Origin of the sequence: Paracnuella aquatica, assembly GCF_003332885.2 — a bacterium.
Taxonomy (GTDB): Bacteria; Bacteroidota; Bacteroidia; order Chitinophagales; family Chitinophagaceae; genus Flavisolibacter; species Flavisolibacter aquaticus.
The window spans coordinates 1-14,455 of record NZ_QOWJ01000008.1; the positions used below are offsets into that span (position 1 = coordinate 1).

Consider the following 14,455-nt stretch of genomic DNA (forward strand, 5'->3'; position numbering starts at 1 on the left):
GCCGGAGGCATCTTTTTCACCAACGACATACTAAAAATCAAACAAAAATCACGAACTTAACCCAGCAAAACCCTCTCTAAGAACTAGTCCACTTTCTTTTGACGACATACAGCATTATCATTTACAAGCTATTATCACTCTTGCTGGATATTATTCACAATTATTGACAAATATAACTTCAAGCTAAAAAGCTCTTTCTTAGACTCTGCTATTCAATAGCTACATTACTATACGCAAGCTCAGATCCAATACCATGATACTCCTTCAATCTACTAAGCTTTGATTTTACTCTCTATTAAGAATTAACAATTAAGTTGGTTCGGCGAGGGTGTGATGTTGCAAACGTTAAGAGCAGAAAGTTAGAACCTATGATAAGAAACAAAAAAGGCTGCCCGAAGGTAGCCTTAGAGAATTGGAGAGCTAATTGACCTTGAAATAGTAATCTCCGCCTACTAAGTTTCCACCCTGGTAAGTTGGGCTAAGGTGATAGTGCTGATTTATATTCCTAAAGTTTAATACAAAATTGGATTTGGAGCATTGGTCACCATTCCTATAAACATTGGCAGCATTACTAAATGCAATACGAAAAGTACCCTTTTCTTTGGGTACAATGCCAATTAACAACTTATAGCGGCCATCAACTTCATCAAACTTTATTTCTCTGGCATCGCTTGAGTTCATGTATGCCACCACAGTTCCCTTTTTAGGAAGTAAATCGAATTTCACTGCTGCATCAATTGAAAATTCATTCGCGTTTGATAGCTTATGAAAATACATAAGGGATGTTAGATTCGATGCGTTTGACCAGTCAACAATTCTACCCGTAGAAATATCCACCAGAGTTGATGATGCACTTATATCAAACCACAACGTATCCCCTGTAGAGAGAGTTTCTTCTTTAGGAGCAACATTGATAGGCAATTCAAAGTTGTGAAGTGTTTCGCTACATCCCAAGCTCTTATTACATTGAAATCCATAGCTTGCAAAACAAGCTATGGAGAGCAAGCACATTAAAAATAATTTGTTATCGTACATAAAAGTCAAATATTAAATTTACACCAGGACCTTGATTGTTATTGCTTTCTGCCAATAGTCTGGCCTGATACACTCTTAAAGATCTGACGTCGTTGTCAAGTGCGTTGAAAAACTGTGCGTTGGTATAATTAGTAACTTGATCGTCAATGTTTACTCTAAAAGGAGTTTGGAAGCGATCATTCCGGTTATCAAGTAAATCATAGTATAAGCCTTGTGGTATCCATCTGTCAGGATCAAATGTGCGGTCAGTATTAAAATCTTCCAGCAGATTAATATGTGCATTCAATCCGGTATTGGCCACAGTCCAGCCACCTTGAAGTATCGGCCCGTCTTGGTACTCAAAACCCTGCCCCAAGACAGGTGAGCTCCTGTTAGTATATTTAAGATCACTCATGAAATGACCCATATGGTATGCCCAGCTTTCACCTAAAGCAATAATCTCCGATGTTGCACCAGCGTTACCATTACCATAAGGAGGGTTATTGCTTAATGCCATCTGATTCAATTCGGCATTTACAAAATCATTCCACCAACTATTTCCAACCTTATTGTAATGAGCAGCATGTGTTAATTCATGGAACATCACTTCGCCTACTTCGTCGGAAGTTGCAGTTTGGTCTGCATTGAAACGCCTAAACATATTATACCCCAAAGTTATATCTATTTCCTTTTTAAGGATGTTGATATAATGCCCCAATCCTCCCGGTACAGCATAAATAAGATACTGGGTTAAGAATGACTCAGGTAAATTATCAACAAACCGCTTTGCAAACATTGGTGCTGCACCACGTGGCCCCTGCACACGCCAGTTGGTAATCAAGACTTTGATTTTACCAGGCGGGGTACCAATTCCCTGCTGGGCAGCAAATTCGTAATATTCCTGTACGTTATTGTGCGCCGAAGCAGCAGCCCAATTTCGAGCGCCCTCACTTAGTGCATCTTGATTAAATAAAATAACATGATTAAGGTTGTTCAGGCTGCCCTTAAACTTGCCAAAGTGAACTTCTGCCGGAAACAACATTTGCCATAATCTTGCCCGACGCAGGGAACGAATAGAAGCCTGGTCGTTTTTTGTGCGGATATAAATGTTTGCCTTGTTAAATTCCTTTGTAATAAAATACTGTCCTTGCGCATTAGTATAAGTGCGCTCAATCTTTAAAAAACGCTTTGCTATCACCCGCACATTACGGACAGGCACACTAATGTTGAGGTTATTGTCAAATACCCGAACCGTTCCAGATGGCTGCCGAGCAGGTGCTGGCTGGGGTGGCGCTGGCTCATCGGGTATACAGCGGTCCAAAGCAAAATCCCAGTGGTATCCGTCCGGGCACAATTGCGGGTTCATCGGCGTTACTTCGTCCCCTGGCACTGCTTCAACTGAAATCCCTCCGCAGGTAGTATCTTCAACCAGATTGGAGGTAATTCTTAGGGCTTCCCTTTCCAGCGCAGCCAATGCGGGTACATGCAACCGCTGCAATAACTCATATGTAATACCTGCAGGTGGCGTAAAGCCCACATCCACTACTGTGTACAGCCACGGAATTGTTTCTGCGGGGACGCTTCCATTATCATAGTAGTCGCCCTCCTGGATTATTTCATAATCTAATGGATAATCAAACAAATCAAGATCCATGTCATTTAAGGTTGAAAGCTGCCCTTCATCAGCGGGTTTGAACCGTACGTACCACTTGTTTTCGGTAATGCCGGAGGTAGTTCCATACAGATTGCGGGACGCCTGTTGCATTACCGAAACTGAGAACGGGCTACCTTTCAGTTTTTGTCCTAATCTGGTAGGCTGAGGGATGCTGTCGTAGTTGAGGCCAGGGTCTGTATCTTCCACACAGCCGTTACTGTAGCTGGTTGCTGAAAGGGTTGCTTCCATTCGGGTGTTTAAAGTTGTTGGGTTTCTTATTTGTTCCAGATCCCGTTTACAGGAGAAAAGGAAAAGCAGCAGCAATGCCAAACAAAGCCTAAGGGAGGGAATCAGTTTCATAAACAGTTGTTTGGTTTAAAGATGTGTATTAGGCAGAGCTAATCTAAACAGATGAGCTAAAGATTCCAAATTTCATTTATATAACTTTACTCATTTGCATGGCACTTGCAGGAAACAGCTAGAGGGCTGCACCATAACTTTTTCAAAAACATAGCAGCTGCCTACTAAATATTACAAACAATAACTAGCTGTTTGTTCTATATGGACAACTAGATATTCAATATACGGGTACCTGCCTAATGCTTAAGCTTTCCCTTGTTGCAGTAAGATGTAGAATGTACACATTCATATAAAAAACGAATATGCACAGTAGCAATGAAGCAAAAAAGTTTATTTAAACGTAAGGACTTCCACTAAATCTTTCACCAAAAAGTTCGAACTGCGGTTAGTCCTGGGCACAATACAATGCCGGAGTAATATTACTCCGGCATTTTTGTTTCAAAGCCTTTATCATTTCATGATAATATTATCCCGACCTGTTATTCACACATTCCATAATAGGATCTAACCAACTCTGAATCAGGCACTCAGCAAATTTTCGACTATTCTGCTTAAAATTGAACTGGGTCAGATATTCGGACGTAAAAGAGGGCCCACCTTTCAAAAGAACTCTGATCTATGCATAATCAAGGCTCATAATTTCTTATGCATTGCGAAACCGGCCGATCAATTCTTTTAGTCGGTCAATAAGGTTGGCGAATGAGAGACTTTCACCATAAATCATTACCTCCTGCATTGCCCTATAATCATTTTCCCAATGCCTAATGCCTGCTTCCCCTGGAACAAAGTCAACTGTGGAAGGTTGATGTAGCTCGTAATCAATTCCTGTTACCTTATTAAATTGCTGGCGGTGTATAACAATTGACTGATACAAATCCTTGTCCGCAAATGCTTTTGCCGCATGATACGTATCCATTAAGCGCTCTACATCATACAAATGCCTTGACATGCGGTCATGGGCCCCGTCCCCCTCTCCTTTTTGAAACAATTCATTTAAGAGAAAGGCCTTTTCCAAAAAAGTGCGCTACGGTTCCACGCTTTGTACAAAAGAGGGTGTTGCAAAAGACGTTCTTGAGAAGGCATCACTGATAATGGAGTTAACTCTGCGTGGACTTGATGGCTCCCGTAGTGAGCGAGCACCTACTTCTATTAGCACCTGCTCTTTTAGGTAAGGTGGAAAATCCGCTTAAACTGACCATTTGATGTCGTTGTCCCAAACATTTTGTTTGTTCACCCATGTTCCGGTGAGCAGGCTATTGTACCCTACTGCCGATATGGTTGGCGTTTGTGAATAGGCATTTTTTCTCCGCCCACATGGGCACGCAGGTAAGTTCCTTGCCGGGAAATTTCATCTATGAAAGGTGTATTCACTTGTTCTAAAACATCTGCAGGAATTCCGTCCACGATGATAAAAACAGCTTTACGGCTTCCTTTTTGCGACCATGCACTCGCAGCGCAACAAAAACACAGGAAAAGTGTAATAGCAAAATGCTTCTTTGTTTTCATCATTACCTTAAACCTATACAATTTGTGTGATGGTAAAAAAAGCACTAGGTGTTGCACAAATCTCTCGATAATAACTCTACTGCTTGAAGTGCCTCCGCCTCACCTTTACCACTGGATTTTACGACAAAACGGTGCCCTTTGACCGGGTAGTAGAACAACAAGTAATTGATTAACGAGTAAATGCTATAAAACTAAAGCCTCCCAAATAATTCGCAAAGAAAACCCCTGTAGAAACAGAGGTACATATGAGATGAAACTGATTGCCATACAATTGCACAAACTTACCAGAGCCGTTTTACCAAACCGTTACGCCGATGTTTCCTTTTCATTAATGAAAGCCCCATTTTAATTAAGAAGCAAGATGCCTCCAAAGGGATAGTAGTCATAGCCTGTTGATCAGGAAAATGAGAAATGCTACTACGAGTAACGCTAAGATGAGCGCCCCGTAAAAGACCCACCTGCTTTCCTTTGACTTGCGACGCTTTGGCGTTTTCATATTTGCAGCAAAATTGCCGTGTGTACATTACCAGCGTGTTACTGGGCCACCAAGTTTTAGTTAAGTTGGTTCGGCAATATTTTCTTAAAAGCCATGTCCATTTTTGGGCGATAATAATTTGTTATTGCGTATGTAGCGATTTAGTAACATGGCCGGCTTAATTATGCAAAAAGAAATGTATGGACTTGAAGATGGAATGGCCGGATGAGTGTTATTTAGATGAATACGCTGCTGATAATAGAAGCGGGCAACCAGCAAGCTGGAAGGAGCGCTTGTATGATGATGACTTGTACTTTGATGAGGAACTGTCAGCCTTGCTTCAGTTGCAGGAAATAAGCTCGGCTGGGGAAAATTACTATTGATGCGATGTAACTACTGCCGGCACTGCAGCAACGAAAGGGAATACTGCAAAACAGATCAGCCGCTTTACAACCATACCTTTGCAGACGATAGTTATGAAAGTTGGTTTTCTGCGGCGCCCCATCATTGAACTTCATCGCTCCATAAAAGGAATTTCCGCTACCATCCACGATGGCACCTTCAGCCATGTTTGCTGCCGCAGCGGGATTCACCACCACGCCGCAATCAACTGCTGCAATTATTTTATCCACAAAAGGCTTGTTGTCCACTAAGGTCAGGTCGAGTACTTCGGCCACCTAAAGGTTGTGACAAAAGTATGCTGCTACGCCCCGGCGCACGCTATAGGCAGCACTATACCGTTTAGCCTTATGTCGTACAAGTTTCAATAAACCAGCGTAACCTTCCGCATCGTAATCGTTGTTTTTGCCAACAGGATTGTTCTTGGAACGCTCAAAAAGTTCTAAACGAATTTCAGTTGGACACCCACAGCATGGGCGTATCAGGATCAACGTCCACAAGCTGCTTTTTTACTTTTATATAAAGATTAAAGTGTGCCACGGTGTTTAGTTGAAAGTGAACATCTAATTTTTGAACGTCGGCTATGGCGACACCAATTGACGCACGCTGCATTTTACTAGGGTCAAAAAATTATAAATCGTGGTAAACCAACTTATTGTTAGTGATCAGCATACTTGTCTTGCTTTTTGTAGCTCTTATATTCTGAATCTGTTACTTTCTGCAGCCAAACAGCACCACCTTTGTCTGTATTTGGTCCAATGGCGATATGTGAAACTTGGGAATCCGGTGAAGCTCCATGCCAGTGCTCTGTTCCTGGTAAGCATTTCATCACGTCTCCTTTTTGCATTATTCGTATTGGTTGCCCCTTTTCCTGATAGTATCCTACTCCTTCCGTAACAAGCAAAATCTGCCCACCGGGGTGGCGATGCCAAGCCGTTCTTGCCCCTGGTTCAAATGTTACTGTTCCAATGGAACAATTCAGGCCGTCCTGCGCCTGCACAACCATGTTTACCCAAGCCGTACCAGTGAAATTGTTGGCAGGGGCTTGTACCCCTTTTGCAAAAAGGCCATCATTACCGCTTGTTACGCGACTCCCAGGTTGCACGGCAGTACTTTTGACAGTGGATAAAACCCGGCGCCCTGCATCTGCTGCTGCTTTCCCCAGTTTTGCTTCCAGCAAGGAAAGCATTTGCTGTAGTTCGGCTTCGGTGACACCAAGGTGCATAACAATATTCATGTGTCCACGCATCATCGGTTCTACCCCGCCCAGCGTAATAAGTGCAGAAAGAGTAGCAAACTCCCGTTCCGTATAAGTTAATACATCGCGGCCAAAAATGTCGGCAAATAAATGTTCCTTCAAAAATGTATCGATCACCGGAGCAAATGCAGCGTAACCTGTTTTCGGCTCCCGTTCAGCCTGTCCTGTGAGTGTTTCCAACACCCTTTTTCCCTGCTCATACTTACCCGTTGTGTTTTTTACAGGCGTGGCTTCTCTGCCTAATTTATCCTTGATACCTTTTGCTTTTCTCTCTTCCAAAACTGCGATGAAGGTATTGAGGCCTTGCAGGCTCCGTGGAAATCCATTATATGCTGTCAAATGCACCATCACTTCCTTGATCTCATTGATGGTTAAGCCTGAATCGAGGCCCGTGTTCAATTCTCTTTGAAGTTGTGGTAAATCTCCTTTGGTAGTCAATGCAGCAATAGCAATAATGCTTTGCTGTTTCGCATGCATAGTCTGTACTTTATTTATTACTTGCTGGGCATTTAGATCACAACTTAAACAGCATGATAAAAGTCCTATTAAAGTGAAAATCTTCATTGGTTTCATACGAATGGCTTTAGGTTTATATCTGTGACTCAATCCAACTTTTTACTTTTTAACCACTGTGATAAGTGATCTGCCACCGCCACGTTGTTTAAATCGGACATGGGAAAATGGGTATTCCCTTTTAGGCCAACTTCAGGCAGGCGAATAAGGGTCACATCTCCACCGTGCTTATTTACAACATCTCGCCAGAGCCTTGCCATTGCCACAGCAGCACGCCATTGCTCCTGCCCCGGATTTTGCACCGGGCTGTCAGGAATATAGTCGCCGTAATAAATGACAATCGGGATTTTGGTTAGCTGCATAAAATCAGCCATTGGAACGCCTGTAGCTCTTAATACCCCGCCAACGTAAGGTATAGAGTCGGGTACCTCGCCTTGCGGAAACACAAAGCCACTACCGGGTTCATAAGAAACGATGCCTTTGATGTTTCTGTTTTTAATGGCGGTAGTCCAACCTTGCCCACCACTGTGCGAATGGGTAACTAAAATGCCTGGGCCAATTTTATTGAAAAGTGCAGACACCGCGTTGGTAGACACTTCCAAATCAAAGGGACCGGTATTGGGCACCATTTGGCGATAGAACTGGTTCAGGGCTTCGGGATCTTTTGGAAACTGAACTCCCGGATAAAACTCGGTACCCACACCCATGCGAAATATTCCAAACCAAAGCTGATCATCCGGAGCGGCGGTGATAGAAATAGGCTGTGTGCTACGAGCTGCCCTGCCGCGCCTTGGCTGGTCAATCAGGTAAACTGGAAAGCGTCGGCGCAGAAAAATGTTTTGAAATCCTTCTCTGCCATCCGGCGTTGTTTCCCATGTTTTGGCCGACTGCCCAAAGCCATGCCACATCACCAGCGGCAGTTTTCGTGCATTTGCCGGAACCTGGTAAAAAACATATGCATGATCCCCGTGCAGTGTTTGCCCCTCTGATGGTTGATTGGCTGGGTTGAAAGCGCCATGTTTTATTGGGTCAAATTTGCCAGGAGCAGTTATCACGGTGCCGCCCGCCGCAAAGCTGCCCTGATCCTGAAGGACCAAATGGTTGTTGCCTCCACTGCCTTTTATTGAGGCACATCCTGTGCTCATTACAGCAACAGTAATGGCCAATAAAGCAATTCCTACCTTTCTATTCATTTTTATTACAATTTGTTTATTTAATCAACCTTTTTAATTCATTAATGCTACGCAACCACTCTTTCACTTTCCCTTCTGCTTCCCTCTTCTTTTCATCTTTGATAGCAAGCAATACTCCATCTCTTTCGGACCCTCCCCTCATTGTGAAGCCTTCCAAAACATTGCTGTTTGTACATAGCTCTTTTACAGTCTGAAAACTGCTTCCGATTCCATAACCACCATTTGTGTTAAACGGAATAACGATTTTACCGCTTAGGTCATATTGTTTTAAAAAGCTTTTCATTGGGGGTGGCAACTGCATGCCCCAGGTAGGAAAGCCAACAAATACGACATCATAATTTTGGATGCTGTCAATCCTTGTTTTTAATGGTGGGAGATAGCCAGACCCATTCTCTTCAGCAACCTGCCGTACTGTAGCTTGGTAGTTTTCGGGATAGGGCTTTTGCAGTTCCAATGCTACTAAGGTTCCTCCCACATTGCTTTGAATGATTTCCGCAATTGTCTTTGTATTGTTTGTTCGAGACAGGTATACAATTAATATTTTATTGGAGCTTGAAATCACTTCCGGTTCTGGCCGCATCTCGTTTGTTTGGGAAGAAGAGCAAGATGTAAGGGACAGAAATAATATCAATAGCCATTGTATCATCACCATTTATTTTGCTTTAGATCTCAGTATTTCGTCCGCTCGCACATTTATTTCTTTACTGGCGCTTCAACACCCGAAAAATCCAGTACCATCTTAGGTAGGCGATCTCCTTTAATTTCAATCTTTGATAGCTCCTCATTGAAGGTTTTCAGTTCGCCATTAGTGAATTTTACACTTGCAGCTTAACTGTTTTCAATCATATGGGCCATTTGAGTAGTACCGGGAATAGGCACAATCCATTGCTTCTGTGCAAGGAGCCATGCCAATGATATTTGAGCAGGAGTAGCGTTTTTCTGTATGGCCCACTTTGTTATCAAAGCCAACAGTGCCAAGTTGCTCGGAAGATTATCCGGTGAGAACCTTGTTTCCACTCCGCGAATATCACCTGGAGCAAATCGGGTGTTTGCGTCGATTGCCCCCGTCAGAAAACCTACACCAAGCGGACTCCAGGTTACGAAGCCGATGCCAAGTTCTTGACAAAGTGGGATTATTACCTCCTCAGGACCACGCCAAAGGAGTGAATATTCATTTTGGATAGCAGTAACAGGATGAATTGCATGTGCTCGCCTAATGGTTTGCACACCTGGTTCAGAAAGTCCGTAATGTAAAACCTTGCCTTCCTTTATTAGATCTTTGATCAATCCAACAACGTCTTCAATGGGAACTGCGGGATCGACACGATGTTGATATAACAGATCAATGCGATCGGTGCGGAGCCGTTTAAGCATTCCTTCTACGACTTTTCTGACATGCTCTGGACGGCTGTTTAAGCCAGGACGCCGCGCTCCTGTTTCCTGATCTATGTTCCAGCCGAACTTTGAGCAAATCACTACTTTGTTTCTAAATGGCGCAACTCCTTCACCCAGAATCCGTTCCACCTCATGTGGACCATAAGCCTCGGCTGCATCATAGAAGGTGACACCCCGGTCGAATGCCGCCCGGATGATGTTGTGCATTTCGGGCCGGGAAGGAATTTCTGTTGTGTACTTACGACTCATGTTTTGAACGCCAAGCCCAATACTGGAAACTTCCAGTTGACCAAGTTTACGCCTTCCCCGAGTGGTATCTGCCAAAGTATTTTGCTCCAAGGTTTCGCTTAATGCAGTGTTGGCACTTGCATTTGAAGCCAATAAGGAGCCTCCTGCTAAGGCAAAGCCAGTTTTTAAAAGGTTACGTCGATTCATAAATCCAATATTGACCTATTGTGATTGTGACTGATTGTTACTGCCGTTGTTCATTTTGACAGGCCTCATCAATCTTGAGAAAGTAAGCGAGCCCATTTTCCATTTGCCGCCCTCTTTTATATACACTTCAGTTACCATAAAAGGGTTGGTAACTTCGTTTCCACCTACAACTGCAAGCAAATCGATGTCATTTAATAGGATGGCTGTATTACCAATTATATTTACTGATGATGAATAGACCTCAGCTTTCTTATACCATATTCCGCCACTTCTGATAACGTCAACCTCCCGTTGCTTGCCCCAGCTTCCGCCCATGTGAACAAAGACAGATTTATCATGAAAGAGGCTTGCCAGCGTGTCAGCCTTTTTATCGGCCATCCATTGCCATTTGTCTCTGGACAGGTTGATGATCTCCTGTTGTTCAGGCGTATTGGCCGTGGCCGATACATTTGTGTTGCTTTGTGCATAGGACGAATGCACACTCAATACGGCTAAAAACAGTCCAAGAGTTATAGCTTTCATTTTGAATTTTTTTGAAGGTTTCGCAATCAATCGTGAAGCTTGATATATTAATTAAGCAAACTCTATTTTATGGCTTTGTATTCTTCATCGGTTACCCGCTTCAACCAAATTGTTTTTCCCTTTGAAACAGGAGTAACACCAACGTAAGTGAAACTACTGTTAGGTGCGGCTCCATGCCAGTGCTCTACACCGGGAAGACATTTGACGATGTCGCCTTTACGTACAATTTGTCCCGCTTTGCCCCGCTCCTGGTAATAGCCCATTCCGTCCGTGATTAGCAGGTATTGTCCTCCTGGATGAATATGCCAATCCAGCTTTGCACCTGGTGCAAATGCCGCTTGTGCCATACTAAACGTAAAGTTGCTATCTGGATGGTTTAATTCACTAAGCCATATAGTTCCTGTATAATTATTCGTATTCGCACCTATTGTCCCTTTTGGGAAAAGAGTTGAGTCCTGTGCCGCTGCTCGATTGCAAAAGAACGCTGTCACAAAGAGCATTACATAAATTGCCTTTTTCATACTGGTAAGTTTTTGATTTTACAATTAGAAAATTCTCTATCGGTTGATCATTTTTTGTGCCTGTTCACTGTACCTTTTGCCCTGGACTTCAATGGCTGAAAGAGCTTCATTTATTGCTTCAATATCCTTAGCATCCAGTATCACATTTGCAGAGCCGATGTTTTCTTTCAAACGATGCAACTTGGTTGTACCGGGTATCGGAACAATCCACGGCTTTTGGGCCAATAACCAAGCAAGGGCAATTTGAGCAGGAGTAACATCAATAACATTCGCCAATCTTTCCAGCAAGTCCACTAAAGCTTGATTGGCTTTTCGGTTTTCTTCCGAAAAGCGGGGTACAGTGTTTCGAAAGTCCGTCTTATCAAAGGTTGTACGATCATCTATCTTTCCCGTGAGAAAACCTTTGCCTAAAGGGCTGAATGGCACAAAGCCAATCCCCAGTTCCTCCAATGTTGGTAGTATTTCCTGCTCGGGTTCCCTCCACCAAAGAGAGTATTCGCTTTGCAGTGCCGTTACTGGTTGTACTGCATGTGCACTGCGAATAGTTTGGATGCCGGCTTCTGATAGGCCAAAGTGCTTTACCTTGCCTTCAGCAATAAGATCTTTTACTGTTCCTGCCACGTCCTCGATAGGTACGTTTGGATCAACTCGATGCTGATAAAACAGGTCGATCACATCGGTACGCAAGCGCTTTAGCGACGCTTCTGCCACTGCCCTGATGGTTGCCGGGCGGCTATCCAATCCCAACGAAGTCTTCCCTTCTTTAAAGCCAAATTTGGTGGCAATTATTACTTGCTGTCGATAAGGTTGCAGCGCTTCTCCCAAAAGCTCCTCATTTGTAAACGGTCCATACACTTCAGCAGTGTCAAAAAAAGTGACGCCCATATTGTATGCCGAACGGATAAGGTTGATAGCATCCGCCTTTCCCATTGCATTGCCGTATCCAAAACTTATTCCCATGCAACCCAAACCAATTGCTGATACCTCGAGTTCGCTTCTACCCAATGTTCGTTTCTGCATCGTGAAATTTTATTTTAATCAAATGAATGGAGCAGCTCCTGTTGCATCTATTCCTTCTTTATAATTTGCTTTACAGAAGATTTTTGCCATAAAAGTCTGTCAGCTTATTTACTGCCTGTGTCACATATTCGGGCTTCCAATAGGTTTGAATATGGGTGGCACCATCAATCAGAAATAGTTCCTTGCTTTTTGCATGCGTAGCTTTGCTGAATGCATCATCAGTCATATACTTTGTATCGGCTTTGCTTCCTGCTATCATCAATAGTGGTTGATTAATCAAATCGATATTAGTGGTAGCATCCCAAGTCATCAGGTCGAGCAGGCTGCTCTTAGTGTACAAAAAAGTTGAAGCTGGATGTTTATGGGTCCGATAATAGTACTCATATCCCTCGCGATATAGATCGGTTGGTGTTTTCGCGATTTCTTCATCTGTGACACTCGCCACACCTGCATAAATGATCTCACCGCCAGCAGCTTCTTGTGCCCGGGCTTCTGCAGCCTGTTTTAAACGCTCATGTATGGTAGCTACCTGTGTATTCTGGAAGCCATTACGCCGCACCTCACCTGAGTTAAACATACTGAGGGTGGCAACAGCTTTGAAGCGTTTGTCTGACTGAGCTGCCTTTAATGTATAGCCTCCACCACCACAAAGACCCAAAACAGCCAATCGGTTGGCATCCACACCTGCATACTGGGTGATATAGTCAGCCATACCATGAATATCTTCCACGCGATTGGCAGGCTTATCGGTATGACGGGGTACTCCTCCGCTTGCTCCCTGGTAGGCTGCATCTGCCGCAATGGTTATATAACCAGCTTCTGCCAACCGCTGCGCATAAAGTCCAGCCGTCTGCTCTTTGATACCTCCATTGGGATGTGCTACCACTACTGCCGGATGTTTCTTTGCTGCATCGTAATTGGCTGGTGTATAAACATTCGCTGCGATGTCAATTCCGTTCAGTTTGTATTTCACTGGGTGGATGGCAACCTTTCCCTTTTCATTCTTTGTGATGGCGCCTTCATATACCAAAGTCCAGGGATTCTGTTGAAATTTCTGTTGGGCGCCAGCTTCATTTGAAGTGTTTACTTGCTGAAAGTTTGTCCGATTTGTTGTTACTTGGTGATGCACGGTTTGTGCATCTAAAAGATTGATACTACTTACTGACAGCATTGTTGATACTATTAAAAATGTTATTTTCTTCATCTCCGTTTGCTTTGAAATATTCAAGCCCTTGGTTGGTAAATTTTAGGGGTTGAGTTGAATAGCCTGTTTTTTGCCTCATCACTTTTTGAAATTGAGTTAAGCACCCACTTTCATTTCTCCAAGCCATTTTACCATAGCAGGGTCACGATGATCAAAAAACTGGCTTGCCTTTGTATCCAGTGCTTTGATGGCTTCCATATCTTCAGCACTCAGGCTAAAATCGAATATGTTGAAGTTCTCTGCCATCCGTTCCTTCTTTACCGATTTCGGGATAGCGACTACACCCCGCTGCGTAAGCCAGCGAAGAATCACCTGTGCAACAGTCTTGTTGTATTTATTGCCAATCGAAAGGAGGAGGTCATTCTGGAAGATGCCGTTCTTTCCTTCCGCGAATGGACCCCAGGATTGAATTTGTACGCCGTTCTCTTGCAAGAATTGCTGTGTTTCTATCTTCTGGTGGAAGGGGTGGGTTTCTATTTGGTTGACTGCAGGAACAATTTCATTGTGAACAATCAAGTCAATCAATCGGTCGGGGTGAAAATTGCTGACACCGATGGCTTTGACTCTCCCTTCTTTATACAGGTCCTGCATGGCTCGCCAGGTACCATATACATCGCCATAAGGCTGATGCATTAAGTACAAGTCCAGATACTCTAATTGTAGTTTTGAAAGCGAATCCTCAAAGGCGCTTATTGTACCATCATAGCCGTTTGTTTGTATCCAAACTTTGGTAGTAATAAAAAGGTCTTCCCGTGGCACGCCACTACTTTTAATAGCACGTCCAACAGCTTCCTCATTAAAGTAGGAAGCAGCGGTATCAATCAGGCGATATCCCGTGTTGATAGCATCCAACACACTTCGCTCACACTCTGCCAAATCTGTCACCTGAAATACACCAAAACCAAGGATGGGCATCTCTATACCGTTATTCAATGTCACTTTTTGCATAGCCAAGTTTTTAACTACACAAAGGTCCCAACCTGGTG

Annotated in this window: 14 protein-coding genes; all 14 read right to left on the reverse strand. The window is 43.5% G+C overall.

Going from position 1 to position 14,455, the window contains the following annotated elements:
* Positions 1 to 420 precede the first annotated feature (420 nt).
* The 14 genes from DRJ53_RS12375 to DRJ53_RS12445 all read right to left on the reverse strand — a co-directional run bounded on the left by DRJ53_RS12375 (position 421) and on the right by DRJ53_RS12445 (position 14,417).
* Positions 421 to 1,035: a hypothetical protein gene (locus DRJ53_RS12375; protein ID WP_114235965.1), complete on the reverse strand. Its 615-nt coding sequence runs from the start codon at positions 1,033 to 1,035 to the stop codon at positions 421 to 423.
* On the reverse strand, positions 1,025 to 3,028 hold the full coding sequence (locus DRJ53_RS12380) for a hypothetical protein (RefSeq protein WP_123893541.1): 2,004 nt from the start codon (positions 3,026 to 3,028) through the stop codon (positions 1,025 to 1,027). The genes DRJ53_RS12375 and DRJ53_RS12380 overlap by 11 nt, the downstream gene beginning before the upstream one ends.
* A gap of 643 nt (positions 3,029 to 3,671) precedes the next feature.
* Entirely contained in the window at positions 3,672 to 4,043 is a 372-nt protein-coding gene (locus DRJ53_RS12385; RefSeq protein WP_114235967.1) for a nucleotidyl transferase AbiEii/AbiGii toxin family protein, read from the reverse strand.
* A gap of 248 nt (positions 4,044 to 4,291) precedes the next feature.
* Entirely contained in the window at positions 4,292 to 4,537 is a 246-nt protein-coding gene (locus tag DRJ53_RS12390) for a hypothetical protein (RefSeq protein WP_206609774.1), read from the reverse strand.
* 801 nt (positions 4,538 to 5,338) lie between these two features.
* A complete protein-coding gene (locus tag DRJ53_RS21570) occupies positions 5,339 to 5,641 on the reverse strand; it encodes a molybdopterin cofactor-binding domain-containing protein (RefSeq protein ID WP_206609775.1) in 303 nt (100 codons plus the stop codon).
* Positions 5,642 to 6,066: 425 nt separating this feature from the next.
* Positions 6,067 to 7,239 (reverse strand): (R)-mandelonitrile lyase, encoded by a 1,173-nt coding sequence (locus tag DRJ53_RS21715; protein ID WP_114235968.1) that lies wholly within the window; start codon positions 7,237 to 7,239, stop codon positions 6,067 to 6,069.
* Positions 7,240 to 7,268: 29 nt separating this feature from the next.
* Positions 7,269 to 8,372 carry an alpha/beta hydrolase gene (locus tag DRJ53_RS12410; RefSeq protein WP_114235969.1) on the reverse strand — a complete coding sequence of 368 codons (1,104 nt, stop codon included), beginning with the start codon at positions 8,370 to 8,372 and terminating at the stop codon, positions 7,269 to 7,271.
* 16 nt (positions 8,373 to 8,388) lie between these two features.
* Positions 8,389 to 8,952, reverse strand: coding sequence for a flavodoxin (locus tag DRJ53_RS12415; RefSeq protein ID WP_241558535.1), 564 nt, complete (start codon positions 8,950 to 8,952; stop codon positions 8,389 to 8,391).
* 248 nt (positions 8,953 to 9,200) lie between these two features.
* The gene (locus DRJ53_RS12420) at positions 9,201 to 10,202 is read right to left on the reverse strand and encodes an aldo/keto reductase (protein ID WP_241558536.1); all 1,002 of its coding nucleotides are present in this window, start codon (positions 10,200 to 10,202) and stop codon (positions 9,201 to 9,203) included.
* A gap of 15 nt (positions 10,203 to 10,217) precedes the next feature.
* Positions 10,218 to 10,724, reverse strand: coding sequence for a nuclear transport factor 2 family protein (locus tag DRJ53_RS12425; RefSeq protein WP_114236105.1), 507 nt, complete (start codon positions 10,722 to 10,724; stop codon positions 10,218 to 10,220).
* 62 nt (positions 10,725 to 10,786) lie between these two features.
* Complete coding sequence (locus DRJ53_RS12430; protein ID WP_114235971.1) at positions 10,787 to 11,245, reverse strand: cupin domain-containing protein; 459 nt, start codon at positions 11,243 to 11,245, stop codon at positions 10,787 to 10,789.
* Positions 11,246 to 11,281: 36 nt separating this feature from the next.
* A complete protein-coding gene (locus DRJ53_RS12435) occupies positions 11,282 to 12,265 on the reverse strand; it encodes an aldo/keto reductase (protein ID WP_114235972.1) in 984 nt (327 codons plus the stop codon).
* Between the two features lie 70 nt (positions 12,266 to 12,335).
* A complete protein-coding gene (locus DRJ53_RS12440) occupies positions 12,336 to 13,493 on the reverse strand; it encodes an alpha/beta hydrolase (protein ID WP_241558538.1) in 1,158 nt (385 codons plus the stop codon).
* 72 nt (positions 13,494 to 13,565) lie between these two features.
* Positions 13,566 to 14,417, reverse strand: a complete 852-nt coding sequence (locus DRJ53_RS12445; protein ID WP_114235974.1) for an aldo/keto reductase — start codon at positions 14,415 to 14,417, stop codon at positions 13,566 to 13,568.
* Positions 14,418 to 14,455: the final 38 nt, after the last annotated feature.

Coding starts and splice junctions, on each gene's coding strand:
- DRJ53_RS12390 (WP_206609774.1), bottom strand. CDS start 4,537: ATGATGAAAACAAAGAAGCATTTTGCTATTACACTTTTCCTGTGTTTT.
- DRJ53_RS12415 (WP_241558535.1), bottom strand. CDS start 8,952: ATGCGGCCAGAACCGGAAGTGATTTCAAGCTCCAATAAAATATTAATT.
- DRJ53_RS12380 (WP_123893541.1), bottom strand. CDS start 3,028: ATGAAACTGATTCCCTCCCTTAGGCTTTGTTTGGCATTGCTGCTGCTT.
- DRJ53_RS21715 (WP_114235968.1), bottom strand. CDS start 7,239: ATGAAACCAATGAAGATTTTCACTTTAATAGGACTTTTATCATGCTGT.
- DRJ53_RS12410 (WP_114235969.1), bottom strand. CDS start 8,372: ATGAATAGAAAGGTAGGAATTGCTTTATTGGCCATTACTGTTGCTGTA.
- DRJ53_RS12435 (WP_114235972.1), bottom strand. CDS start 12,265: ATGCAGAAACGAACATTGGGTAGAAGCGAACTCGAGGTATCAGCAATT.
- DRJ53_RS12445 (WP_114235974.1), bottom strand. CDS start 14,417: ATGCAAAAAGTGACATTGAATAACGGTATAGAGATGCCCATCCTTGGT.
- DRJ53_RS12425 (WP_114236105.1), bottom strand. CDS start 10,724: ATGAAAGCTATAACTCTTGGACTGTTTTTAGCCGTATTGAGTGTGCAT.
- DRJ53_RS12420 (WP_241558536.1), bottom strand. CDS start 10,202: ATGAATCGACGTAACCTTTTAAAAACTGGCTTTGCCTTAGCAGGAGGC.
- DRJ53_RS12375 (WP_114235965.1), bottom strand. CDS start 1,035: ATGTACGATAACAAATTATTTTTAATGTGCTTGCTCTCCATAGCTTGT.
- DRJ53_RS12430 (WP_114235971.1), bottom strand. CDS start 11,245: ATGAAAAAGGCAATTTATGTAATGCTCTTTGTGACAGCGTTCTTTTGC.